21 protein-coding genes are annotated in these 25,918 nt (G+C 58.9%); 12 read left to right on the top strand and 9 right to left on the bottom strand.

What is annotated here, in order from left to right; all coding sequences use genetic code 11:
- Positions 1 to 18: 18 nt before the first annotated feature.
- The 4 genes from U9R61_RS18535 to U9R61_RS18520 form a co-directional block, all read right to left on the bottom strand.
- A complete protein-coding gene (locus U9R61_RS18535) occupies positions 19 to 1,212 on the bottom strand; it encodes a glycosyltransferase family 4 protein (protein WP_322490298.1) in 1,194 nt (397 codons plus the stop codon).
- A gap of 1 nt (position 1,213) precedes the next feature.
- Positions 1,214 to 2,374, bottom strand: a complete 1,161-nt coding sequence (locus tag U9R61_RS18530; protein ID WP_322490297.1) for a glycosyltransferase — start codon at positions 2,372 to 2,374, stop codon at positions 1,214 to 1,216.
- Positions 2,374 to 4,410 carry a DUF6541 family protein gene (locus U9R61_RS18525; protein WP_322490296.1) on the bottom strand — a complete coding sequence of 679 codons (2,037 nt, stop codon included), beginning with the start codon at positions 4,408 to 4,410 and terminating at the stop codon, positions 2,374 to 2,376. The genes U9R61_RS18530 and U9R61_RS18525 overlap by 1 nt, the downstream gene beginning before the upstream one ends.
- A 282-nt stretch (positions 4,411 to 4,692) precedes the next feature.
- Positions 4,693 to 5,442, bottom strand: a complete 750-nt coding sequence (locus U9R61_RS18520; protein WP_322490295.1) for a hypothetical protein — start codon at positions 5,440 to 5,442, stop codon at positions 4,693 to 4,695.
- Positions 5,443 to 5,606: 164 nt separating this feature from the next.
- Between U9R61_RS18520 and U9R61_RS18515 the strand changes: the two genes are divergently transcribed.
- Positions 5,607 to 6,662 (top strand): homoserine dehydrogenase, encoded by a 1,056-nt coding sequence (locus U9R61_RS18515; protein ID WP_322490294.1) that lies wholly within the window; start codon positions 5,607 to 5,609, stop codon positions 6,660 to 6,662.
- An 81-nt stretch (positions 6,663 to 6,743) separates the two neighbouring features.
- Here U9R61_RS18515 and U9R61_RS18510 read toward each other — a convergent pair whose 3' ends face one another.
- Entirely contained in the window at positions 6,744 to 9,488 is a 2,745-nt protein-coding gene (locus tag U9R61_RS18510; RefSeq protein ID WP_322490293.1) for a LuxR C-terminal-related transcriptional regulator, read from the bottom strand.
- Between the two features lie 307 nt (positions 9,489 to 9,795).
- On the opposite strand from U9R61_RS18510, the gene U9R61_RS18505 reads away from it, so the two are divergent.
- From U9R61_RS18505 to U9R61_RS18490, 4 genes are all read left to right on the top strand, one after another.
- On the top strand, positions 9,796 to 10,962 hold the full coding sequence (locus U9R61_RS18505; RefSeq protein ID WP_322490292.1) for a sugar-binding protein: 1,167 nt from the start codon (positions 9,796 to 9,798) through the stop codon (positions 10,960 to 10,962).
- Between the two features lie 304 nt (positions 10,963 to 11,266).
- A complete protein-coding gene (locus U9R61_RS18500) occupies positions 11,267 to 12,790 on the top strand; it encodes an ATP-binding cassette domain-containing protein (protein ID WP_322490291.1) in 1,524 nt (507 codons plus the stop codon).
- A 28-nt stretch (positions 12,791 to 12,818) separates the two neighbouring features.
- Positions 12,819 to 14,018 (top strand): sugar ABC transporter permease, encoded by a 1,200-nt coding sequence (locus U9R61_RS18495; protein ID WP_322490290.1) that lies wholly within the window; start codon positions 12,819 to 12,821, stop codon positions 14,016 to 14,018.
- A 189-nt stretch (positions 14,019 to 14,207) separates the two neighbouring features.
- Positions 14,208 to 15,266 (top strand): response regulator transcription factor, encoded by a 1,059-nt coding sequence (locus U9R61_RS18490; RefSeq protein ID WP_322490289.1) that lies wholly within the window; start codon positions 14,208 to 14,210, stop codon positions 15,264 to 15,266.
- Between the two features lie 143 nt (positions 15,267 to 15,409).
- Here the strand turns inward: U9R61_RS18490 and U9R61_RS18485 are convergent, their stop codons facing one another.
- Complete coding sequence (locus tag U9R61_RS18485) at positions 15,410 to 16,999, bottom strand: ATP-binding cassette domain-containing protein (protein WP_322490288.1); 1,590 nt, start codon at positions 16,997 to 16,999, stop codon at positions 15,410 to 15,412.
- 94 nt (positions 17,000 to 17,093) lie between these two features.
- Between U9R61_RS18485 and U9R61_RS18480 the strand changes: the two genes are divergently transcribed.
- Positions 17,094 to 17,774, top strand: coding sequence for a PIN domain-containing protein (locus tag U9R61_RS18480; RefSeq protein WP_322490287.1), 681 nt, complete (start codon positions 17,094 to 17,096; stop codon positions 17,772 to 17,774).
- On the opposite strand, the gene holB is transcribed toward U9R61_RS18480, so the two are convergent.
- Positions 17,775 to 18,797, bottom strand: a complete 1,023-nt coding sequence (holB, locus tag U9R61_RS18475; protein ID WP_322490286.1) for a DNA polymerase III subunit delta' — start codon at positions 18,795 to 18,797, stop codon at positions 17,775 to 17,777.
- A 67-nt stretch (positions 18,798 to 18,864) separates the two neighbouring features.
- Positions 18,865 to 20,280, bottom strand: a complete 1,416-nt coding sequence (gene fabF, locus U9R61_RS18470; protein WP_322490285.1) for a beta-ketoacyl-ACP synthase II — start codon at positions 20,278 to 20,280, stop codon at positions 18,865 to 18,867.
- A gap of 115 nt (positions 20,281 to 20,395) precedes the next feature.
- Here fabF and hisC point away from each other — a divergent pair, with 115 nt between their 5' ends.
- The 5 genes from hisC (at position 20,396) to U9R61_RS18445 (ending at position 24,518) form a co-directional block, all read left to right on the top strand.
- Positions 20,396 to 21,502, top strand: coding sequence for a histidinol-phosphate transaminase (gene hisC, locus U9R61_RS18465; protein ID WP_322490284.1), 1,107 nt, complete (start codon positions 20,396 to 20,398; stop codon positions 21,500 to 21,502).
- Positions 21,499 to 22,284 carry an inositol monophosphatase family protein gene (locus U9R61_RS18460; RefSeq protein WP_322490283.1) on the top strand — a complete coding sequence of 262 codons (786 nt, stop codon included), beginning with the start codon at positions 21,499 to 21,501 and terminating at the stop codon, positions 22,282 to 22,284. Before hisC ends, U9R61_RS18460 begins: the two co-directional genes overlap by 4 nt.
- Complete coding sequence (locus U9R61_RS18455) at positions 22,281 to 22,607, top strand: nucleoside triphosphate pyrophosphohydrolase family protein (protein WP_322490282.1); 327 nt, start codon at positions 22,281 to 22,283, stop codon at positions 22,605 to 22,607. The genes U9R61_RS18460 and U9R61_RS18455 overlap by 4 nt, the downstream gene beginning before the upstream one ends.
- Positions 22,579 to 23,196 carry an imidazoleglycerol-phosphate dehydratase HisB gene (hisB, locus tag U9R61_RS18450; RefSeq protein WP_322490281.1) on the top strand — a complete coding sequence of 206 codons (618 nt, stop codon included), beginning with the start codon at positions 22,579 to 22,581 and terminating at the stop codon, positions 23,194 to 23,196. Before U9R61_RS18455 ends, hisB begins: the two co-directional genes overlap by 29 nt.
- 335 nt (positions 23,197 to 23,531) lie before the next feature.
- The gene (locus U9R61_RS18445) at positions 23,532 to 24,518 is read left to right on the top strand and encodes a PrsW family intramembrane metalloprotease (protein WP_322490280.1); all 987 of its coding nucleotides are present in this window, start codon (positions 23,532 to 23,534) and stop codon (positions 24,516 to 24,518) included.
- 2 nt (positions 24,519 to 24,520) lie between these two features.
- Here the strand turns inward: U9R61_RS18445 and U9R61_RS18440 are convergent, their stop codons facing one another.
- Complete coding sequence (locus tag U9R61_RS18440) at positions 24,521 to 25,087, bottom strand: hypothetical protein (protein WP_322490279.1); 567 nt, start codon at positions 25,085 to 25,087, stop codon at positions 24,521 to 24,523.
- 235 nt (positions 25,088 to 25,322) lie between these two features.
- On the opposite strand from U9R61_RS18440, the gene U9R61_RS18435 reads away from it, so the two are divergent.
- Entirely contained in the window at positions 25,323 to 25,775 is a 453-nt protein-coding gene (locus U9R61_RS18435; protein ID WP_322490278.1) for a zinc-ribbon domain-containing protein, read from the top strand.
- Positions 25,776 to 25,918 lie beyond the last annotated feature (143 nt).

Genomic DNA, 25,918 nt, shown 5'->3' with positions numbered 1-25,918 from the left:
ACAAAGTTTTACTACGATCTACACCGCCTCATAAATCGCCATCCACTGCTCGGCCAGCCGATCCCAGTCATACCGCCGGGCATGCGCCGCCGCTGCCGCCGCCATAGCAGCGCGGCGCGCCGGATCGTTCAGCAGTTCATCAATGGCCACCGCCAAAGCCACCGCGTCATCGGGTGGCACTACTACCCCTGCTGCGCCAAAAGCTAACATCTCAGCCCGATCACCCACATCACCGGTGATGACCGGCACCCCCAACGCCAAACTCTCGATAATCTTCAGCGGCGAGCGGGCCAGCGCGACCGCGTCATTGCGCACAGGGTCAACACTGACATCGGCGAGCGCCAACAACGCGCGCACCATAGAATACGGGACATGGCCGGTAAAAATGACCCGATCACGCCACGGTTGCTGGGCCGTATACGCTTGGAGCAATGGCAAATCTTCACCGCCGCCGATCAGCAACAGGACAGCACTGGGATGCCGCTCAGCGACCTGCCCAAACGCCGCGAACAGCAAATCAACTGGATGGTTATGCAACGCCAGCGTGCCGGCATAGGCGATTACTGGCCGGCCGGCCACCCCCAACGCCGCCGCCAATGCCGCGCGAATCGCCAATGGCGGTGCAGTAAAATGACGGCTATCCACTCCATTCGGCACAATCACGCACGGTTGCCCGGCGCGCGCCATCCGCTCGGCTAAATAACGGGTATTCACGGTCAAACCAACCGCGATACGCGGCAGCAGCCACTGCCAGAAGGCAAACATCGCTCGTTGCCAACCGGCGGTCACACGATTGGCAGTCACTTCATCGTCGTCACAATCAACAAAAAAGGATGTTCGGCGCAACAGGCATACCGCAATAATTGCCGCCATGCCATTAATCGGCTGCGGTTTGCCCAGATGGTAGTAATCTGCCGGCGAACAGAGTACTCCCCAGATCAGACCTAACGTCGAACGGATCACCACCCACAGCAAGGCGAGCGGGCTGAAACGCACCGTGGTGTTGCCGGTTTTGCGGGCATGCATCTGACCCACATACCAGACCTCGACCCCATCGGCGACGAAGCGACGTTGGTAGCAGGTAGCGAAATCGGGATGCAGGGCCAACAGACGCACGTGCCACCCACGCCGAACCAGACCGCGCGCGATATTGAAATACCGCCGGCCCGACGGTCGGTCAATACCCATTGGGAGGAGAAACACGATCCGCACGCTAGGTTGTTCCCTGCAACTCACGCGCGAGATTGGCGATAATCTGAACCAACCGCGGCCAAGACTCGGCTCGTTCGGCGGCCGCTGTTCGCAGGTTCGCCGTAAAGCGCGGCCCTAAATCCTCGTGAAAATAGCGAATGATTGCCTTCGCCAGCGCATTGGCATCTTGCGGTGGCACGATCAAGCCGTTCACCCCATCTTGCACAACCTCAGGCAACCCACCGACATGGGTAGTGATGACCGGTTTGCTCGCACCGAACGCTAACTGCACGACACCGCTCTGAGTTGCGGAAATATAAGGTAAAACTACTACATCAGCCGTGGCGAAGATCGCAGGAATCTCTTCATTTACCACGTAGCGATTCACGAATGTAATATACTGCGCAACATCAAACTCTTCGGCATAGCGCTGATAATAGGCTAACGATCCCCAAATCTCCCCAACGACTACCAAATGGACATCAAGATGTTTACGCACTTTGGCCAGCGCTTGGATTAAATATTCAAGACCTTTGTATGGCCGCACAAAGCCAAAAAAGAGCAAAACCCGTCGTTGCTCGGGAATGCCCCATTGTGTGCGCAAGTGTGCGATGGTTGCCGTCGGTGTCTCGGTCAAGATCGGTTCGTAGGTTGGATGGAAGGCCTTGACGATCCGGACATCCGGTGCCAATGCTCGTGCCCGATAGTAATCGGGATCGCTATGGACAATGAGCGCGTCGGCACGCCGCAAGACGGTGGATGTCAAACGCCGGTCAATGACGCCACCACCATCATGCGGCAACACGTTATGGCAAATCATCGCGATCTTGGTCGCCGGCGGGCGTTTGAGCAGACTGGAAATCACCGTGAGGCTCGGTGTCCAGTAAGGAACCCACCATTGCAGCAACAGCAGATCGGGCCGGTCGACCCGAACGCGTCGCACTAACCGCCACCATGTGAGCGGATTTATTGGATCGAGGATGTACTCACACTCCACCCGTAACGGGTTCGTGCTCGGATCGCGGTCACTCCGACCGGGAAAGAGGAGAGCCGGATATTGGCGGGTAAAGGAATAGAAGAACGTGGTATGGCCGGCGGCGCGCAAATAACGCACCAGCAGTGTCGTATAATGGGCGATCCCGCCACGAAACGGATAGGTTGGGCCAACAACTGCCAGACGCACTAGCGAATTCTCCAAATACTCACGCCGTCTTGGCGGTAGATTAATTCGTAAAACGGCGCTGCATCAATCTGCACCGGATCAAGATACTCTCCGGGTGGATTGGCCGCTGGGCCATCGTAGAGATAACTAAACCCTAACGCGCGTAACTCTGTCGCCGCCTCGGCGCTACCGATAGGGTAGCGCTGGATCGCCTGATGTTGTTCGGCAATCAGGCGCAGCATATTTGGCGGATCAGTTGCTTCAAACCCCACTGCCATTGGCAGAAGATTGGTGCGACGCTCGGTGAGAAAGGTTAACCACCACCCGCCATCATTGCCGGCGTACACATACCCGCCGTAGGCGGGGAATCCGTTCACGAAAATGGCAGCATTCGGTGGTAGGTTGTCGCGGATCCACTTGGCAGCCTTTAGGTCGGCGGGTGTGGCCAATTGATAGTATGGATCCACCATCGTTGCCTGTATGTGCGCGCCCCAGCCAACCATCACCAAGCCAACCGCAAGGTGAATAGTGATCATCGTTGTGCTCATCCACCGTTGCGTCTGGCGCGTCAGCATCGCCACCAACCGCATCAACGCCAGTAGACCGGCGCCGGCTGCCGGTGCAATGACCAGATAGGCGCCAATCAAGACGGCAAAGGTGGTAATCAAGCCTTGCCCGGTTAAGCCGAGCAATTGCGGGTTCGCCGCAAGCCACGCCAGCCCGGCCCATAACGCCAGTACCAGCCCCCCACTCTGTCGCCGCCACAGCAGACTGGCGAGACCGATAGCCGTCAGCGGGAAGAGACCGTATTGGAATGCGGCGCCAATCATTTCCAACGCGATGGGATTGCGCGTCTCAACATCGGTAGTGATAATGGTTGCCGCCATGCGCGTGATCTGGCCCTGCTGCACACGCCATAACCACGGCCACGCTAGGAACGCCGCCCCCAACGCGCCCAAGACGCCAACGCCGCCCAACCGCCCCAATGTCCGCCAGCCCGCCAGCCCTGATCGACCCAACGCTACGAGTGTATACGTCACGACAAAGCAGATTGCTAGGATTGCCACCCGATAGTGACTGAACGCTAATCCGGCGCTCGCAATGCTGACCAGCGCTAACGGCGCTGCCAAGGATCGCCACGAACGCCGCGGCTGCAATGCGCCATCGATCAATCCCATCCAAGCGAGTACCGCTGCCGGCAAAACGGTCTGGCCTGCCAGTTGGGTATACCGGCCCCAGTTGACGTAGTAAGCTGGATAAAGGCTGAGGAAACCTACTACCACTGCCGCCCACAAGCCGGTCAGACGAGAGTTGGTCAATCGCGCCGTCAACAGGTAGATCAATGGCGCTGCCAAGCCGCTCATCACTTGTCCGACCAATACCACTGCTTGCGTCGCCGGGATGCCGGCCAGCCAGTGCCACCATGCCGCCATTGCATGAAACGCGTAGTGATAGGTAAAGGTCACTGCCGGCGCGTATGGCTGCCACGATCGAAACAGACCGCCATAATCGATCAACAATTGGGTGATGACGGTGTGATGGTATGAGTCGCCAAACAACCCAACCGGGATATCACGTACGGCAAAAAAACGCACTGCTAAGGCCGCCAAGGTCAACAGTGCTAGCACCAACCCGATCAGAACCCGTTGACCAACCGGTTTTGAACGTAGCTGTGACTGCGGCCAAAATGCTAACACAGCACAAATGATCAGCGTCAGCCACGCCGAGAAGCTGCTCCAGCGCCAGCCGATCGGCTCGCTCACCAACAACAAGAATGGGATGACTGCACAACTCAGGCTTGCTGCATACGCTAACCGCTCAAACCAGAGCAATGGGCCGGGATGCAGCCAACGCAAGACGGCGAGACCGGGAAGGGTAAAGAGGAGCGCACCGCTCAGTACCGCCAGCAGTGAGGTTATCAATGACCACGGCCCCCACCAGAGCAATCCCGGCACAGCCATGCTGATGATCGCCGCCAGCCAAATCGCAGCTAACCAGATTGCTGAACGGGGAAGCGCGCGTTGATCTACAACCATCATCGTCTCAATATGTTTCATGTCTCGTTCCGTGCCACATAGGCCGGTTTATTGTAGCATGCTTGCCGCCGCCGCAAACAAGAGTGCTGCCGCCTCGATCGTCGCCTTACCCTAGAGCAAGAACGAGAGGGAATGGCAAAACGATGCCCGCCTCCTTTGCAATCTAGGAGGCAGAAACGTGGCGTGGCGGCAGCAATCTAAGGCTGGAGAAACTAACTTCATCGCTCGTTGGACACTGATCGAGCGACCGGCTCAACAAAAAAGCCTGCGGCAGCATTGCTGCCGCAGGCCCAGCCCATTTCCTTACGCATTAAACTTCGACCAGAAGATGTGCTCGTACTCTCGCGCTGCCTGATCAACCTTTTCCTTCGACATTAAACGCATTCGTACCAACAACTCGCCAATACTGAGTCGTTTGCCTTGCTGATCGAGCCGAATCTGCTCGGCCAGCACATCTTCTAATTGGGCAGCGGTAATGTAGCCCCGCTCCACCAAATACTCCCCCAACACCTGCGGCGCTGTGCGCGCCCGGCTGCGCTCTTGCTGCTGAATGATCAATGCCTTGGCTAACTTTGATGGTGTAATTAGTCCTCGTCTGAGCAGCAACTGGCCAATCCGCCGATCCGATTTCAGCAGACTCTCCCGCCGCTGTTCAGAAAGCACCTCTTGGAGTTCAGCTTCCGTAATGGCGCCAATCGAGACTAAAATGTCACCGATCAAGCGCGGTTTCGGTTGTTCGTGAAAATAATGAGTCTTAACATCAGACAATAAGCGCATCGTGCGAATTTCATTCAACCGCTGCTGGGCAAAAACATCATCCGGCTGAACCGCCAATCGTGCTTCGAGATACGCAATCTGCAACTCTTCGTCATCAGGAGCCAAGATGGCTGCCCGCTCAAGGCAATCTTTCCGCTGGCGAGCGTCTTGTACCAATTTGCTTAAGGCGACCCAAGCGTCGCGGCATTGATTCCCCTCAAGCAAATGCTTGCGAATACTCGCCATATCATGGCTATGCTGCGCAACAAACGGGCATGGAATGGGACATTGTTTCATAACTAGACCTTCGTTCCCTTGGCAGCCGAATTGCTGCTGCCATACCGTGTTGGGTTACTCTCTTGAATCAAACGATCATTCTTGAATCAAACGATCATTGCATAGCATTATCGAGTATGATCTAATAGTATATACGCCATTGGTACTGTTGCCTAGGAGTACTTATGTCCTACCTCATTGATGCCATGCTCACCGGTCTCGGCAATATTGGCCGCACATTCCTCGAAATGCTGGTTGCCGATCCCGACCGGCTGCCGCGCCGGTATGGCTTTCATCTGCGCATTGTCGGCGTCACCGACTCGAGCGGCGTGGCGTTTGATCCCGACGGTCTCGATCTCCCGGCTATTATTGATGTGAAACGGCGCAAGTTGGGTATAGCGGCCTTGCCGTCGTTTCGCCCTAATCTCGATGTGATCACGCTGGCCGAAACGGCTGCGTATGATCTGTTGCTTGAAGCCACCCCGACTAACCTCCGCGATGGTCAGCCCGGTCTCGATCTGGTGCGAGCGGCGTTGCGCCGCGGCAAGCCAGCGGTGTTGGCCAGTAAAGGGCCGTTGGTACTGGCGTTTGCCGAACTCGCTGCGTTGAGCGATTGGGCCGACGACCTTTCGCCCCGCAGCCCGCGCCCGGCCTTGCGTTTCTCTGGCGCAGTAGGAGGTGCTTTGCCAACCATCAATTTTGGCCGGCGCGATTTGGCCGGCGCCCAGATCGAACGCGCCGAGCTGGTCGTTAACGGTACCACACAGGTCATTCTTGAACAGATGGCCGCCGGCGCCGATTTTGCCACCGCACTGGCCGAAGCCCAACGGCAGGGTATCGTCGAACCCGATCCCTCGCTCGATGTCGATGGCTGGGACGCCGCCAACAAGCTGGTGATCTTCGCCAACGCGGTGCTTAACCAACCAACAACACTAGCCGATGTGACGGTGCGCGGGATTCGTGACGTTACCGCTGCCGAACTGGCCGCGGCATACCAGGCTGGCGGTCGCATCTCGCTGGTCGCCCGCGCCGAGCGCCAGCCTGATGGGCGCTACGCCTTATCGGTAGCCCCCGCTGTCCTTGGCCCCGAACACCCTCTCGCCCGGCTGGCCCACGGCGAAATGGGTTTCGTGATCTATAGCGATAGCGCTGGGCGCTCAACGATCAGCAGCCTCGAAGATGGCCCGCTAGGGACGTGCCAAGCCATGCTGCGCGATTTGATCGAGATCGTGCGCCGCTAAGCGCATTGGGACAAGGATTACCACGGATCGAACGGTTTTATCCCGTTCTTGAGCACATGATTCAGATACGCTCCTTAACTACTACGGAATCAACCCTAACCGCCTCCCGCGCGCCACTGCTTGCGTGCGCGAGGCGACGCCCAACTTGCTGAAAATACTGTTGATGTGCGATTTGACCGTACTGACCGCGATCACCAACGTCGCCGCAATCTCGTGGTTGCTCCGCCCTTCCGCCATCAGGCGCAACACATCTATCTCACGCTGGCTGAGAGGGTCAGGCAACGCCGTAGCAGGCGCCAGCGTACTCGCCGGCATTGTCGGCACTACCTCATCGTCGTCAAACAACGAGAGCAGATATTCGCCATAAGGCGATAGCAGTTGGCGCGCTGCCAACTGAGACAGCAAGAGTCGTAACGGCGCGCCGGCTTGGAGAAACGGCGCCACGATCCGCTCGCTTGTCGCGAGATCAAGTGCGGTCAACATCGCCTCACTGCCGTCGTCACCGGCAGTCGCCAAGGCCAATCCGCGCAACAAGGCGGCATCAAGCGGCGCCAACGCCTGCCAGATCTCGCCGTTTGGCTGCTGGGCCAACTCAGCCGCCAATGACCGCAAGGCTTCCCCGTTACTGGTTGCGCGCGCACTGGCTAGCCGCCATTCATAGCCTGCCCTAGTAATATGCTCGCGGGCATAGAATGCCGCCACCGGCATATAGCGAAACTCCACCGGCTTGAGCAAGCAATCGTCGAGCAGTTGGCCAGCGGTGTCAAGTTCACCCCGCTCGATCAATATCTGCGCTTCAAGCCCATCCAACACTGCTAGCACCCACCCAACGTTGCGCTGGCGAGCTAAAAAGCGCGCCTGCCGGATCACCCGCAACGCGCCGTCGGCATCGCTGCGCGCGCGCGCAATGCGGGCCGTCACAATCAAGAGGTTGAGGTAACTCGTGGTTTGGCCCGATTTAATCGCGCTCTCGGCTTCGGCCAAGGCCGGCAACGCGCCGGCAAATTCGTGCCGTAACCCGTGCAGATCGGCCAACGCTATAAACGGCAAACCGATGCCGGGTTGGGTGCGACTGCGATTGCGCCGTAACATCTGGTTCATCGTATCGCGACAGGTGCTAATCGCTGCACCAAGCGAACCGCGCAACGCCAGTGTATAGGCGTAATCAACTGTCGCCATCGCCGAAATGTAGGGCAACCCGGCGTTAAACCCGTTGATGCTCGCCTCACTGAAGGCTTGCTCGGCGCGCACAAGATCACGTTGGGCAATGTACGCATAGCCCAAATCCTTCGCCACGCGCATGCGCAAGGCCTGATTATCAGCCTGTAACCACGCTAAGGCCTGCTTCCCTTCGTGAATGACCTGCTCGGTATCCCCTTGTAACAACGCCAACCGCACCCGCACCGCGCTCAATTCACCGCGCAGATTGGCAATCAACCCAATTGGCGTCGCCGCACCGCTCGCCACCCCCGCGAGCGCCCGCTCAGCGACCGCAATCCAGTGGGCCGCATCTTCAACTTGATAATCAGCCGTCGCCAGCCAAGCGCGCAATAATGCCAAGCGTGGATGGCTTTCAAACGCCGCTTCCGGAATTTCCGGCAGCCAGCGCCGGAGGGTCGCTTCCCCTACTTGCGAAATAAACGCCAAACCAATCGGCTCCAGCATCGCCACCACATCATCGATCGCCTGCGCGCGCAAGGCATGGTTGACGGCTTGCGTCAGCATGCCATGGGCCGCATACCATGCCCCTGCCCGCCGGTGGAGCATGGCGACATGCTCGGCGCTGCTGCCTGCCTCGAGCCGATCCCGCAAGACATCGGCAAACAGGTGATGGTACCGGTACCACACCCGCTCGGCATCTAGCGGGAAGAGAAAGAGGTTGTTGCGCTCAATTTCGGCCAACACCAACTGGCTGTACGACTGGTTGCTCTTGCTTGGCGCACTTTGTTCGTATACGCCGATCACGGCATCGCAGAGTGGCCCGCACAACCGGTCAAGGATCGAGGTTTGCAAGAGAAATTGTTGCAGATGCATCGGCAACCAGCTAAACACATCCTCGATCAAGTAATCGGCGACATACCGGTTGCTAGCAATCAATTCATCAACCACTTCGCTCTGATTCGGTCGACTCCGTAAGGCAAGCGCGGCGAGATGTAAACCAGCCGGCCAACCTTCTGTACTTTCGAGCAGAGCCACAATCTGATCACGGCTCAATGGTAATTCCATCACTTCCAACAAAAAGGTAGCCGCCTCTTCTGGATTAAAGGCCAGATCAAAACTGTGCAATTCGGCTAAATGCCCGCGCGCTCGCCACCGCGCAAGCGGCAACGGCGGATCGCTGCGGGTGGCAATAATCAATCGGCACCGAGGAGGTAGGTGATCGACCAAGAAGGCGATCGCGTGATGAATCTGCCCATCACTGATCAGATGATAGTCGTCAAAAATGATGACCGTTGGACCAGCGACTTCCGCGAGATCGTTCAATATTTCGGCAAACCACTGCTCGGCGTCAAGATCAACTTCTGCGCTGATCAAGGCCCGCAACCGCTCACGACGCTCCAATGGGATGTTCGTTAATGCCTCCAGCAGATAAGCAAATAATCGCCGGATATCATTGTCGGTCGCATCAAGGCTTAACCAGCCAATGTGCGACCACTCTTTACGCCCTTCCTGCATCCATTCAACTAAGAGCGAGGTTTTGCCATACCCCGCAGGCGCATTGATCAAGACCAACCTGCTGTGTAAGGCATTGCGGAGCTGTTCATAGACCCGTGGCCGGGTAAGGAGCGAGGGTCGCACTTCGGGCGGCTGTAATTTGGTGCGCATCAAGGGTATCATGCGCCATCTCCAAGACGTGACGTGGTTGGTTGGTATATTGCTGTGATATCTAGTCTACCATAGCCGCTGGTAGATTGGCAGATTACTAGGGGAAAACCCCTAATGCTTGAGTAGGAGTAACTCCCTAGTGTCTTTCAGGGTAGCCGGGATAGGCAAAGCCGGCGCAGCATGGTTCAATAGCGCCATCAGGATGTCGGTTGCTATGCGCACAAGGAGGTGTATCCGGCAGCGAATGTTCCCTGCATGAAGCCTTGTTCGTAATGGTGTAGCTTTGTCGTGTTCAAGGAGGACTGTGATGTCGAAGAAGACTCTGTGGTTCGTGTTGTCGTTGTTGACGGCGTTTACTTTCCTGTTGAGCGCCTGTGGCAGCACCGGTGGCAACACCGGCGGTAGCACCGGTGGCAACACCGGCGGCAGCACCGGTGGCACTACTGGCGGTAGCCAGCAACTCGCGGTCGGAATCGTCCTTCCCACTAAAGATGAACCCCGCTGGATCCAAGACGAGACCCGCTTCCGCGAGGCGTTGCAGCAGGCTGGCTATCAGGTTGAAATCCTCTTCAGCCAAGGCTCGTCGGCCAAAGAGAAAGAGAATGTCGAGGCGCTGCTCGCCAAGGGCATTAAAGTGCTGATCATCTGCCCCCACGATGGCACTGCCGCCGCTGCGGCTGCCGCCGCTGCCCGCGCTGCCGGCGTGAAGGTCATTTCCTACGACCGCCTCATCCGTGAGACTGATGCCGTTGATTACTATGTCACCTTTGACAGCATCGCCGTGGGTGCGCAGCAGGCCCAGTATCTGGTTGATAACGCCAGCGGCAGCGGTAATCCGCTCTACCTCTATGCCGGCGCCGCCTCTGACAACAATGCCTTCCTCTTCTTTGAAGGCGCGTGGAAGGTGCTCCAACCCAAGATCGCCGATGGCACCTTCGTGATTAAGAATTCGAGCGAGGCTGTCGCGTTGCAGAACAAGCTCGACCTCACCCGCGACGAGATGGCCAAGATCCTCGGCCAGATTACCACTAACTGGGATTTCAACACCGCCAAGAATCTTGCCGAGGCCAACCTGACCGCTGCTAGCGCCGCCGATAAGGGCAAGGTCTACATCCTCGCCCCCAACGATGGCACGGCCCGCGCCATCGCTGATGCCTTCGCCGCCGATAAGGATGTGACCCAATACTTCGTGACCGGCCAAGATGCCGAGAAGGCGTCGGTGCAGTACATCATCGATGGCCGCCAGTCGATGACCGTCTTCAAAGATGTGCGCACGCTGGTGAAGGATGCGATCAGCGCTGCGGTCGCTCTGCTTGAGAACAAGCAACCCGACTCGCGCGGTTCCTACAACAACGGTAAGATCGACGTGCCCGCCATCCAGTCGCCGGTCGTGACCGTCACCCGCGACAACGTGCGCGCCGCTCTGATCGACTCCGGCTACTACAGCGCCAGCGACTTCACCAACCTGCCGTAAGTCGTGTGTGACGATGCGTCCCTCCTAACCTCCCTGCTCAGGGGAGGTTGGGAGGGACAAGCAGAACGAGTTCACGACCGCGGAAACAGTACGGCGCCCTCAGACCGAAATGGCCACATCCCGGTCTGAGCCAAATGCAGTGCGAGTGCTATGATGCATGTGATTGAAAGCAGCAGCTAAACTGCCGCACACCATCCCAAAGCAGCAATAATTGAGTGTTTGTCGCCACTAATACGTGTTCAAGAACGTTCATAGCGCCCTATTCTCAACTCCCGGCATATCCACATGATGAGGCGGTGCGTGTATGGAACCCCCTATTCTCGAAATGCGCCAGATCACCAAGGAATTCCCCGGCGTGCGCGCGCTCGATAACGTCACGTTTAGCGTCAAGCGGGGCGAGATCCACTGTCTGGTCGGTGAAAATGGCGCCGGGAAATCAACCCTGATGAAGGTGCTGAGCGGTGTCTATCCGTATGGCTCCTACAGCGGCGAGATTCTGATCGATGGCCAGCCTCAACGCTTCTTTGGCATCGCCGATAGCGAACGGGTCGGCATTGGTATTATCTATCAAGAATTGGCCCTCGTGCCCGAATTGACCGTCTACGAAAATATCTTTCTCGGCCACGAAATTCGTCACAACGGTGTGATCGATTGGAACGAGACCATCCGCCGCGCCGACGAGATGTTGCGCAAAGTGCGCTTGAACGTCAATCCCGCCGCGAAAATCCGCGATCTCGGCGTCGGCAAACAACAACTGGTCGAAATTGCCAAGGCGCTCAGCCGTGAAGTCAAGATTCTCATTCTCGACGAACCCACCGCCGCTCTCAACGAGAACGATAGCGAGAATTTATTGCATCTGCTGCGGGAATTGCGCGATCATGGCGTGACCTGCATTCTGATTTCGCACAAGCTGAAAGAGGTGTTGTCGGTCGCCGATACCGTAACCGTCCTTCGCGACGGCAAGACCGTCTGCACCCTCGATGCCCACCAAGGCGAGGTGAGCGAACAGGCACTCATCCGCAATATGGTTGGGCGCGAGATTACCAATATTTATCCCTCGCGCAACCATCAGATCAGCAATGAGGTCATGCTTGAACTTCGCAATTGGACGGTCTATTCGCCTGAGTTGGGCCGCCACCTGCTGCGCGATGTCAATCTACAGGTACATAAAGGTGAGATTGTCGGACTGGCCGGCCTGATGGGCGCCGGACGCACGGAGTTGGCCCTCAGTCTGTTCGGCAATGCGCCGGGTTACCGGATCAGCGGCGAGCTGTGGCTGAAGGGCCGCAAGCGCACATTCCGCCACCCCCGCGAAGCGATCGCCACCGGTTTGGCGTATGTTTCCGAAGATCGCAAAGCCAAAGGGCTGGTCTTGATCCAAGATGTGCGCCAAAATATTACCCTCGCCAACCTGCATGCGTTAGCCAAGAATGGCGTCATTGATCGCAATGCCGAGATTCAAGTCGCCGAAGGCTATCGCAAGTCGCTCAACATCAAAACACCGACTATTGAACAACAAGTCGTCAACCTAAGCGGCGGCAACCAACAGAAAGTGTGTCTCGGCAAATGGCTGTTTGTGCGGCCCGATGTGCTCATTCTGGATGAACCGACCCGCGGGATCGATGTCGGTGCGAAATACGAGATCTACCAGTTGATGAACCGGCTGGTCGAAGAGGGAATGAGCATCATTATGATCTCGTCGGAACTGCCCGAAGTGCTCGGCATGAGCGACCGGATTTATGTCGTCTCCGGCGGGAGGATCAAAGGTGAACTGCCGGTTGCGGCAGCGACGCAAGAAAAGATTATGGAGCTAGCGGTTGACTACTAACCGAATACGCAGCGCGGCGGAGGAGACCATGACGACTCAAGCAGCATTTGTCACGAACTTACAGCGGGCATTGGGGCAGAATATTCGCCAATACGGCATGTTCATCGCCCTCTTCGTGATTATGATCATCTTTTCGATCACGACCAACGGCATCTTTATCTCGTCGCGCAACCTGAGCAATCTCATCAACCAGACCGGCTACATTGCTGTACTGGCGGTCGGAATGACGTTAGTGATCGTGATTCGCCATATTGACCTCTCGGTTGGCTTTTTGGCCGGCTTCCTCGGCGCAGTGGCCGCGATCGCTCTTCGCTTCTGGAATCTGCCAACGGTTGTAGTCGTGCCGATGGTGCTGGTTCTCGGCGGATTGGCCGGCTTGTTGACCGCGTTTCCGGTCGCCGAATTGAAGATTCCCTCGTTTGTCGCGTCACTGGCCGGCTGGCTCATTTATCGCGGCGCCTTGCAATTGGTCACTGCCGGCACCGGTACAATTATTATCGAAGACGAGACCTTTAACGCGATTGGCAACGGCTTTATTCCCGATGTAGCGTTTAGCATTGTGCCCGGCTACCACACCCTCACCCTCATCCTCGGCGTGCTCGCGATCGTTGCCTTCGTCATTAGCGAAATCCGCAGCCGTAACAAGAAGCTGGCCTACAATTTCGAGGTCTTGCCCGCCGATATGTTTGTGCTCAAGCTGGTCTGTATCTCAGCCTTGATCGGCTTGCTGGCGTGGATTATGGCCGGCTACAATGGCCTCTCGTGGACGATGGTGATTGTGTTGGTGGTGGTGGCGATTTACCACTTCATTACCACCCAAACCGTGCTGGGCCGGCATATTTATGCGGTCGGCGGCAACCCTGAAGCGGCTGAGCTGAGCGGCATCAGCGTCAAGCGCATTACCTATATCGTCTTCGCCTCAATGGGAGTACTCTCAGCCTTGTCGGGCATTTTGTTCGCCTCGCGGTTGCGCTCAGCCACCACCACTGCCGGTACCTTGTTTGAACTGGATGCGATTGCTGCGGCCTACATTGGCGGCGTGTCCGCCGCCGGCGGTGTCGGCAATGTGATCGGTTCGATCATCGGCGCGTTGGTCTACGTGTCGCTGACCAGCGGTATGAACCTGATGGGCATTGATATTGCCTACCAATACATCGTGCGCGGTTTGGTATTGGTCGCCGCCGTCGTGTTCGACGTGACTACCCGCCGCCGTGGCCGCGCCGGGTGATGGATGTTCGGTAAACATACCGGTAAAAATACAATCGTAGAGCCGCACAGCCGTGCGGCTCTACATGGCCCGCCCCCCGCGGCGTTCCGCCCCCCCTGCCCATTTGCCCCCAGCCGTCTCTTCGGCGATAATAATCCGTATCCCTTGGCGTCATCACGCCGGTACGTTAACCGTGGTGGGGAATGGGCGATGGGAACGACCCGTGTCGTATTGGCCGATGATCATGCAGTGGTGCGCGCCGGTTTGCGCACTGCGCTAGCCGGCTTGCCTGACTTTGAGGTGGTCGGTGAGGCGGCCACCGGCCCGCAACTATTCGCCACACTGGCCCAGCATCGCCCTGATCTGCTGGTGGTCGATGTGGCAATGCCAGACTTTGATCCAATTAACGCCATCCGCCAGATTCACGCCGATTATCCGGCCATGAAGATTGTAGTCGTCAGCGCCTACGATGATCAGTCGTATGTGGTCGGCCTGCTCGCCGCCGGTGTCAACGGCTACCACCTCAAAGATCAGCCGCTCAGCGATCTGCAATTAGCCGTGCAGCGAATTATGGCCGGCGGCAACTGGATCTCAAGCCCGCTCCTCAGCCGGCTCATCCAAGCGGTGCCGCAGTTGCCCCACCTGTCGCCGATCGTTCTCACCAAACGCCAGCGCGACCTCCTCCGCCTCATCGCCCAAGGCTATGACAACCGCCGCATGGCCTTAGAGATGGATCTGAGCGTCAAGACGATCGAGAATCACTTGACTGCCCTCTACCGCGCCATCCGCGTGAGCAGCCGGCTCGAAGCCTACCAGTTCACGTTGCGCCATCCCGAATTGCTGGCTGAATCGGGCCACGAAGCGGCCCAAAATCGTGAACCGCCAGCCGGCCCAGCCCCGCTGACGGTGCTCATCATTGACGATAACGAACGCTACCGCGCCCAACTCAAGCGTATGGTCGGCAAGGCCTGCGCCGAAGCCCAGCTCTACGAGGCCGAGGATTGCCACGAAGCGACCCGCTTGCTCCAGCAGATCACGCCTGATCTGGTGTTCATTGATGTGATCTTGAACGATGGCGATGGGATTCAATGCCTGCGCCGGGTGAAGAGTATTGCCCCCAACATACGGGCAATCTTGATCAGCGCCTACCCTGACCGCGAGTTTCGCCGGTTGGGGTTAGAAGCCGGCGCGCTAGCCTTTCTCGACAAAAAAGACCTCGATGCGGCCACTGTGCGGCAGGTGGTAGAGGATGCGTTGCGGCGGAAGTGATACAGTCCGCTAAAAAACATCCTAGGAAACAGTAGATTATAACCAGCCAAAACAACCAAATAACATCGTATCACCATCATACCTCTTTGCGTCTCTACGCCTTTGCGTGTTACCCTCTTTGCGTCTTTGCAATCTCTGCGCCATCACGCCACCCGCACCCCTTCCGCCGGAAACGGCGCCGGATTGGGAATCTCGATCTGCAATTCCAACCCGCCCCACACCGATGGCCCAATTTGTAACGTACCGCGCAAGAGCGATACTCGCTCGCTGATCCCGATCAAGCCAAAATGCTTCCGTTCCGCGAGTCGTTGCAGATCGGGCGGCGTCGCCATCCCCCTCCCATTATCGGCCAACCGCACCATCACCCCCGCCGCCGAGGTGCGCCGCACTTCAAGCCACACCCGCGTAGCGCCGGCGTGCTTGCGCACGTTGTTCAAGCCCTCTTGAACAATCCGGAACACCGCCAACTCAATCGTTTCCGGCCAACGTTCCAACGGCTCGGCCAGCAGCAACTCAACCTGAATCCCGGCCTGCTCACTCCACTGGCTCGCCAACGAACGCAACGCCGCCGCCAAGCCATGGCTATCAAGCGTAGGAGGGCGTAGATCGCTGCACATCTGGCGCAACATCGCCACCACCTCGCGTATCCCGTACCGGATGGTCTGCAACTCACTCAACGCTTCCTCCTGCTCAATCTCCTCTTCGACGTGTTCGAGCTGGTAGTTGAAACTGAGCAGGTCTTGAATCACCTGATCGTGCAATTCACGCGCCAACGCCTTCCGCTCGGCTTCGCGTTCGAGCATCAACCGGTGATGGGCCTCTTGCAACGCCTGATTGAGTTGATCGAGCGCCACCATCTGCTCTTGCAGCCGTTGCACCAATTCGCGATTGAGCGAGTCTTGCGCGGCAAGGTTATCTTGCAATTGAAGTTGCTGTTGCCGCAACTGTTCCGCTTGTTGCTGCGCCTGATAGTAATTTTCAAAGGCCCAAATCAGCGGCGTGACTCGCTCTTGCCGTACCGACCCTACCATCAGCTCGACGATCTCGCGTGGCGTCGTGCTGGCTGTGGCGCGCAACGCCGCTTGCCGGCCTTGGTACAGCACCAGCACCCGGTTGGTGATGGTAAAGATTAGATTGAGATCGTCACTGCTGAGGATAATACCGGCCTGCGCCGCCGCCAGCTCGCGCATGTGCTGCAAGACGGCCTGCTGGCGGGCAAAACTCAACGCCGAGAGCGCTTCATCGAGGATGAGCAGCCGCGTTGGTCGCACAAAAGCCCGGATCAGCGCCACCAATTGCCGCTCCTCTTCGGTCAAATCGCCGGCGCGCTGGTGGGCGAGGCTCGGCGGCAAACCAAACCGTTCCAGCCACTGGTACGCCGTGGTCGCCATCGCCGCCGGATCGAGCCGCCTTTTACCCCGTTCGCGCCCCAAAAAGATGTTATCCAGCACCGGCATCACGTCGACCAGCGCCGGCGCTTGTGGCACAAACTCGATCCCGCGCCGCTGCGCCGCTTGCGTTGCCCACCTCAAGGGCACATCAGCGACCTGTATCTCACCCGCTGTTGGCGGATAAATACCGGCTAGCGCCTGCAAGAGCACCGACTTGCCGGCGCTGCGCAAGCCTACCACCCCCAAGATGTCGCCGGGACGCAGGTCAAAACTGATCCCGCTGAGGATCGGCTTGGCGGCAAACACGATATGGAGCTCGCGCACGCTGAGCAAGGGTAGCATAGGATGTGGCTGTCGTTCTCACCCGGGTAATATTCTGGCAATTATGATCGTTATCATCCAAGTATAGCATTCATGCCAACAAGGAAACGTGTTCATGCAACTGGTAAACTACCTTTTTATGGACTACGAGAATGTCCAGCCCAATCTCACCGCTATCACAAATCTTCCTTTTGTGCGTGTCATTGCTTTTGTTGGTGCAAACCAGAAATTTATCCCATTCGAGTTTGCCGTTGCGATGCAGCGACTGGGCAACCGTGCGACGTACATGAAGATCGGCGCGAGCGGTGCGAATGCGCTCGATTTTCATATTGCGTTTTACCTCGGCATATTGGTGAAACGCGATCCAAACGCCTATTTTCACATTATCTCAAACGATACCGGCTTCGACCCGCTCATCCAGCATCTGCGCGAAAAGCGGTTGAAGGTGTATCGCTCGACTAGTATTGATGATCTGCCCTTCTTGCGCAAAGCCACCGCGGCCAACGATCAGCAATTAATCCCGGCGGACGCTGCCTCACCTGAGTCATCATCGCTTCTCGCTGTTAACGGTACGAAACCGTCATTAGACGAGCTGTGCGAGGTGATAATTGAACGCTTAAAACATCATACGCCATCACGCCCCAGCACGCTCGATAAGCTACGCAACCATCTGCCCTCGTTGACTAGACAACAGCTCACCGCCGCCGAAACCGAGGCGCTTGCGAAGATGCTGTTCGCCAAGCGCCTGATCTCGCTCGAAGAGGGCGCGTCACAACGGTTGCGGTATCACTTATAATCACTTGGCCCGCGGCAAGTGTAACACGAGATGCTCAAGCGCCAGTTGCGGGTTGACGTTTTCGCGCAGTTGTTGGGCGGCAGCAATGATTTGCTGCAAGAAGGCCAGCGCCGCCGCCGGAGTGACCCGCCGGGCCGTCGCCGCTAGTTCGGCCCGTCGGTCAACGTTCGTCACCGCCTCGTCACAACCGGAAGCGACATACACCACATCGCGCCACCAGCTCTGCCACAATTCCAGCCACACCAGCGCCGTCTCTTGCTCGCCAGCACGGTACTCTTTCGCCCGTTGCTCGGCCCACCGCAGACCCGCGCTCAAGTCTTGCTCGGCCAGCGCGATCAATTCCGCCAACTGCTCGCGCCGCGCTGCCTGCACTGCCGGATCGGCCAACACACTGATTGCCCACCCGACCCGGCCTCCGCTCCACGCCGCCAGCTCGGTGGCTAACTCTGGCGCCGCGCCGCGCGCTTGCAGCGCCGCTACCACTTGCTCGCGTGGCAGCGGGCGCAACCGCAGCACCCGGCAACGCGAGACGATCGTCGGCAAGAGTTCGCTGCTGTGGGCCACCAACAACAACGTCGCGTAATCAGGCGGCTCTTCCAGCGTCTTGAGCATCGCGTTGGCCGCCTCTTCGCTCAGCCGCTCGGCGTCGTGCAAGATCAACACCCGCCGCGCCGCTTCATAAGGCCGCAAAGCAATATCGCGCTGCCATTCCCGAATCGTCGCAATCTTCAACTCTTTCTGCCGCGCCGCCTCATCCGCCTTCGCCGCCGCGGCTTGCGTTGCCATTCCAGCCACTCGCACATCAGGATGGTTACCACGCTCGATCCGCCGGCACGTCCGGCATTGCAAACAAGGATCGCCCGTCTGCCGCTCGCAGTTCAACGCCTGCGCCATGCGCAACGCCACTAGCGATTTGCCGATCCCCGGCGGCCCGGCAAACAAGTAGGCATGCGCCACCCGGTTTGACCGGATATTGCTGCGCAATTGTTCAGTTGCCCATTCGTGACCGTCAATATTCCACATGGCATTTGCTTGGCGAGAGCCGCACGGCAGTGCGGCTCTCCTGCTGCGTCAACCAACCGGTGTTGGATCATAGCAGCTTGCGGAAGGCGAGCACCGCATTCACTCCACCAAACCCAAACGAATTGCAAATCGCTACTTGCAACGCTGCCGGGCGAGCAACGTTCGGCACATAATCCAAATCACACTCCGGATCGGGATGTTCGAGGTTGATCGTTGGCGGAATCAGACCGTGGTGCAGGGCGAGGATCGTTGCCGCCGCTTCGACCGCACCCGCCGCGCCGGTCAGATGGCCGATCATCGACTTGATCGAGCTGATTGGCACGCTGTAGGCATATTCGCCAAACACATGCTTGATTGCCCGCGTCTCGGCGATGTCGCCAGCCGGTGTGCTGGTGGCATGGGCGTTGATGTAGTCAACTTGCTGCGGCGCTAGCCGGGCATGCTGCAAAGCCCGCCGCATCGCCAACGCTGCCCCTTCGCCATCGGGATCGGGTGCGGTCACATGATAGGCATCCGCCGAGACCCCATACCCGATTAGCTCGGCGAGGATCGGCGCGCCACGCCGCTGCGCGCTGCTCAGCCGTTCCAACACCAGCACCGCCGCGCCTTCCCCAGGCACAAACCCGTCGCGCAGTGCGTCAAACGGGCGCGAGGCTCGCTCTGGCATATCGTTGCTGCGTGTGCTCAGTGCCCGCAACACGCAGAAGGCCCCCAAACTCAGCGCCGTGATCGGCGCTTCGGCCCCGCCGGCCAGCATCACCTCAGCATCGCCACGCCGGATCACTTCCGCCGCCTCGCCGATCGCCTGTGCCCCTGCCGCGCAAGCAGTGCAGATTGATGTCGTGTAGCCGCGCAACCCAAGCTGAATCGCGACTTGACTCGAAGGCATATTGGGCAGTGCCGCTGGAATAAAGAACGGACTGATCTTCATGCCCCCACGCTGGACAAGCGTTGTCGCCGCTTGTTCAACATCAGGCATTGACGTTGTGCCGCTCGCGATCAAGACGCCAATCTCATCGCGGGCCATCCGTTCCAGTGGCAACTGGGCATGCTCGACCGCCATCCGCGCTGCCGCCACCGCCATTTGGCTAGCCCGCGACATCCGCCGCGCCTCTTTCGCATCCATAAATGCCTGCGGCTGAAAGTCGTTGGCTTGGCCGGCGAGCTGGCATGGATACCCGCTCGGATCGAAAGAGGTGATCCGCCCGATTGCGCTCCGTCCCGCCGCTAATCCGGCCCAAAACGGCTTGACGCCAACCCCAAACGGCGAGATGACTCCCATCCCGGTGACGACAATGCGCTGATCAGGCGGCTGCTGATCGTGCGCTACTGTCTGCGGTTCCACTGCCGGTTCGTCGGCCAGCACCTCGGCCAGCAGCGCCTCGATCTGCGCTTCAATTGCTTCATCTGGCACATGCTCGCGCACCAGACCGAGCAGCTCGGCCCGCAACGCTGCGCGCCGATCCAGTGCTCGCGGGGTCATGGCGTCCCTCCCTCAATGCAAGTATTCAGGGTTTGAATTATACCACGCAGCCGCCGCGCCTGTGGTATCATACTCGCCGAAGACGAGTTCAGAATATTCACCAAAAGCAATCATTATGATGCCCGTTTTGCCCGGCCTTATCCGTCCTGAGATTGCCAATCTCGAAGCATACACCCCGATTGTGCCGCTCGAAGTGCTCGCTGAGCGCCTTGGCTTGCCAATTGAGCGGATTGTCAAGCTTGACGCGAACGAAAATCCGTATGGCCCCGCGCCGGCGGCATTAGCGGCGTTACAGCATACCGCCACCTACCATATCTATCCTGACCCTGAACACACCGCGCTGCGTGCGGCGCTGGCCGGCTACACGGGCCGCCCCTCCGAGGAGATTCTCTGCGGGGCCGGCGCCGATGAGCTGATCGATTTGGTGTTGCGCTTGATCATCAACCCCAGCGATGCGATCATTGACTGCCCTCCCACCTTCGGTATGTACCGCTTTGATGCCGGGATCTGCGGCGGGCGGGTGATCACCGTTCCCCGCCGGTCTGATTTTAGCCTCGATCTGCCGGCGATCGAGCGGGCGGCTGCCCAAGGCGCCAAGGCGATTTTCCTTACTGCCCCCAACAACCCTACCGGCAACCCACTGCCGCGCGCCGATCTGTTGCGCATCCTCGAATTGCCGCTGCTAGTGGTGGTTGATGAGGCGTATGTCGAGTTTGCCGAACCGGGTCGCTTGCCGGTTGGCGCGAGCGATTTGCTCGACCATTACCCCAATCTGGCGATTTTGCGCACCTTTAGCAAGTGGGCCGGCTTGGCCGGTTTGCGGGTTGGCTATGGCCTCTTCCCGCGCTGGCTGATCGAGCAGCTCTGGAAGATTAAGCAGCCGTATAACGTCTCGGTGGCTGCCCAAGCTGCTGCGATCGCTTCGCTCGAAGCGGTCGCCGAATTGCACCAGCGCGTCCAAGCCATCGTCGCCGAACGCGAACGGCTCTTTGCCCATTTGCAAACCTTCCCTTTCCTGACCCCCTTCCCCAGCGCCGCTAACTTTATCCTCTGCGGGGTTGAAGGGCGCGATGCCCGCGAACTCAAGCTCGCACTCGAACGGCGCGGCGTGCTGGTGCGCCACTACTGCACTCCGTTGCTCGATGGCTATATCCGCATCAGCGTTGGCGCCCCCGCCCACACTGATGCCCTCCTCACTACCCTCGCCGAGGTGTCGCAATGACTGCATCGCTCGAACCCATGCTGGTGTTTGCCCGCCAGCTCGCTCACGAAGCCGGTCAGATCACGCTGCGCTATTTCCAGCAGGGTGTCACGATTGAACGCAAAGCCGACGAATCACCGGTGACGATTGCCGACCGCGAGGCCGAACGCTATCTGCGCGCTGCGATTACCGCCGCGTACCCCGATCACGCGGTGCTCGGCGAAGAAGATGGTCTGAGCGGGAGCGAACACGCCACCTTCCGCTGGGTGCTCGACCCCATCGACGGCACCAAGAGCTTTGTCCGCGGCGTGCCGTTGTACGGCGTCCTGATCGGCCTGCTCCGCGACGGCGAGCCGGTGCTCGGCGTAATCCATATCCCTGCCCTCGGCGAAATGGTCTCGGCAGCGCAGGGTTTAGGGTGTACGTGGAATGGCCAGCCGTGCTGCGTTTCCAATGTCTCGTCGCTGCGCGAGAGTCTGGTCGTCGGCACGATTGCCCACGGCTACGAGCAGTATGGCCGTGCCGAAGCCTTCCAGCGTATCGTGCGCCGCGCCGGTCTGTTCCGCACGTGGGGCGATTGCTACGGCTATGTGCTGGTAGCCACCGGTCGCGCCGAAGTTGCGCTCGATCCGCAGATGAACGTGTGGGATGCCGCCGCACTCTTGCCGGTTCTGGTCGAGGCCGACGGCGCCTATACCGATTGGCAAGGCGCGCCGACGATCTATAATCACGAAGGCATTGGCAGTAACCGCCACGTCTTGCCCGAATTATTAGCGTTGATCACTGGCGAGGAACACGCATGAACGCTGACGAATATCAGCGCTTGGCCATGCGCACCTTGGCCGCCGGCCTGTCACCCCAAGAGCGGCTTACCAACGCTGCGCTTGGTCTCAATGGCGAAGCCGGCGAGTTTGCCGATACGGTGAAAAAGCACCTCTTCCACGGCCACCCGCTCGACCGCGAGGCCCTCATTAAAGAGTTGGGCGATGTGTTGTGGTACGTGGCGCTGGCCTGCGATACCCTTGATATATCGCTCGGCGCAGTGATGGCGGCCAATATCGAGAAGTTGCGCCGCCGCTACCCAGAAGGATTCAGCAGTGAGCGAAGCCAACAGCGCAGTGAGTGAAATCCGGCACGCTACCGTCGATCGCGTCACCGGCGAGACCAGCATTTCGCTGACCCTGACGATCGATGGCAGCGGGCAGGCTGATGTCCAGACCGGAATCGGGTTTCTTGATCACATGCTCACCTTATGGGCGCGCCACGGCCTGTTTGACCTTACCGTCCGCGCTCACGGCGATCTCCACGTTGACGAGCACCATACCGCCGAAGATGTGGGCATCTGTTTGGGCCGCGCTATCGATCAGGCCCTCGGCGCGCGCGCCGGCATCGTCCGCACGGCCCATAGCTTCGTGCCGATGGATGAAGCGCTGGCATTGGTGGCGATCGATCTCGGCGGCAGGCCCTACTGCGTGGTGCAGGCCGAGTTTGTCACGCCCCGCGTAGGCCAGCTCGGCACCGACCTGATCGCACACCTCTTCGAGAGCATCGCCTTTCATGGCCGTTTCAACCTGCACGCCCAAGTGTTGTACGGGCGCAATGACCACCACAAGATCGAGGCGCTGTTCAAAGCCTGTGGGCGTGCGCTCGATGCCGCCACCCGCATCGAGCCGCGCCTCGGCGGTGCAGTGCCGAGCACGAAAGGGGTCTTGTAAGGGTTCAATCAGTGATGGGTTGGGTAACACCCTCATGTTAGTTCCTTCCCCAACCCCTCGCCTGCCGGAAGGTTCAAGGGTGGATAGAACACGTGAATGCAGATGTGGTTGAGGGCGTTGCGATGCGCTGATGTACCCTCACCCCCAGCCCCGCTCCTACTGGCGCAGGAGAGGGGAGCGCAGAACCAGACTTTGAGGCATCGCACTGCGAACAACGGTTGGACGCGACCAGATGCTCTGTCCGCCCCTACATGCTGGAAGGAAGGGGGTTGGCGGTGAGAGATGCCACCCTGCTCGGCCCACACCACCACATAACCTGCCCTTGAGGAGTCGCTATGATCGGGTTCGTTGCCGCTGCCATACTGAGCTTCGTGCCGGCCTTCATCTATGCCAGTATCGCCTATTGGCTCGACCGGTTTGAAAAAGAGCCGCGCCGCTTGCTGTTCGGCGCGTTTCTGTGGGGCGCGTTCGTCGCTACCTTGGGCGCGATTGTCTGGACGGGCATAGCCCAAGCGTCGTTAGCGACCTTTATCGGTGAAGCCTCGGCAGAAGTGGCCGGCGCCACCTTGCTTGCGCCGCTCGTCGAAGAGAGCCTCAAGGGGATTGCTGTCGTGATCATTATGCTCGCCTTCCCCGAAGAGTTCGACTCGCGCCTCGATGGCATACTTTATGCGGCGATTACGGCGCTCGGCTTTGCCGCCACCGAAAACCTGCTTTACCTCTACTTTTTCGGCTATACCGAAGATGGGTTTGGCGGTCTCATCGCGCTCTTTGTGCTGAGAGTGATTTTAGGCGGCTGGGGCCACGCCGTCTACACCGCATGGATTGGCTTAGGGTTAGCGATGTCCCGCCTACACCCCAACCGAATCGTGCGCATCATCTCGCCCTTTGCCGGCTGGCTGCTCGCCATCTGCCTCCACGCCCTGCACAATACTATGGCGGTCTTTTTGGCTGGCGAATTCGGCTTAACCGGCCTTGGTCTCACGCTGCTGGTTGACTGGTCAACGTGGGTCGTCGTTTTGGGGTTAGTGATCTGGGAAATCCGGCGCGAACAGCATCACATTGCCGCCTACTTGGCCGAAGAGGTCACTGCCGGCATCATCTCGCCGGCGCATTACGCCGCAGCCAAATCGTTCAGCGGCCAACTTCGCAATCGGACGCGCAGCGTCGCTGCCCGCCGCTTCTACGAAGCGTGCGCTGAACTGGCCCACAAGAAACACCACCTTGCCACCGGTGTCGGCAACCAGCGCAACACTATCGCCCGCATCAATCAACTGCGCCGTGAAATTGCGCAACTCGCGCCCGAAGTGCCGGCAGTGTAAAACTACCCTCGCAAGTGTTCAGCGATCCGGTGGCGCGTGCGCCGGTACGAGCGATGGCACAATTCCAGCAAGAGGCGCTGCTCGGCTTGCACCCGCCGCCGCTCTTCCTCACACTGTTCAGTCCGGGTAATCGCCGCTTGCAACTCGGCCGACATCGTTGCCAGCTCGGCCAACGCCTGCTCAGCAAAAGGTGGTTGCGGATGCATCAGACCGAGCACTGCGGCCAGCCGGCGCAAACTGTTGAGCAGATCATTCGCCGTCAGCGCCCCCGCCGCCGAGTCGGGTTCAAACAGGTGCAGGTATGGCTCATCAGCGCCAACCACCTCGATCACCTGCCGGCGCACTTGGGCATATAAGCGCTGTGCCCGCACCTCACACTCCCACCGCACCGCTAATGCTGCCCGCCACGCCGCTAGCGCTGCCGCGCTCTGCTCTTGCTGTTCAGCCAAGACTGCTTGGAGCTGGGTATGATGCACCAGCTCTTCTTCGGCAAACGGCAACCGATGGCGCAATTGATCGAGCAGCGTGATGATCTGGTTGAGGGGATCGATGGGTGGGGTTTGAAGCATAATTGCTGTCACGGCAGACCTCACGGCGTTCAGGACGATGGCTACGTCACTGCTATCGTAGAGCAATGCTGCGCCCGCCGTCTATAGTACAACGGGTTGATTTTACCCTAGGACTACGACATAGCATCGTTGCTCTGCGTTGCATCCAGATAACGGTCGTGATCGTCAAACCGGTAAGAGCGTTGCGCCGCATGCTACAATAAAGCCAGCGCGAAACGATGGAAAGGAGAGAGTAATGGGGTTGCTCGATCAACTGAGTAAAACCATTTCGCAAGTCGGCGATCGGGCCAAATTCGAGGCCGAGAAGTTTCAGAAGACGACCCGCTTGCAAGGCGAGATTAACGATCTGCGCCGTCAGATCGATCAGAAGCTGATGGAGCTAGGCCAACGCGCCTATGATCTGCAACGGGCCGGCCAGATCCATGCCCCCACCCTCGCCGAGCTAGCGGCTGCGCTTGACCAGCTTCGCGCCATGCTGGTTGCCCGCGAAGAAGAACTCAAACAGGCGCAGAATGAGGTCTATATCGAACCAACCTCAGTCACTCCGCCGCCAGCGCCTACCGTGCAATCAGTACCGATCAGCGAAGCTCCGCCAACCGCTGCCGGCCCCAAGACGTGCCCGCAGTGCAGGTTTCAGATGCCGACCACCGCGATCTTCTGCCCAAGTTGCGGTGCCCGCGTAGGCTAGGATGGGGCAGACAGCACATGTGATTGCGGACAACTGTTGATCGCTGTACAATGCCTCAACGCTTAGCTTTCCGCTCCCTCTCCCGCGCCAATATGAGCGGGACAAGGGGTGAAGGTTGCCCCTCCCCCAGCGGGGGAGGGGTC

Source organism: Chloroflexus sp. (assembly GCF_034431535.1).
Lineage (GTDB): Bacteria > Chloroflexota > Chloroflexia > Chloroflexales > Chloroflexaceae > Chloroflexus.
Note: the sequence above shows the minus strand (reverse complement) of the source record. Positions and strands in the feature narration are given on the sequence as shown.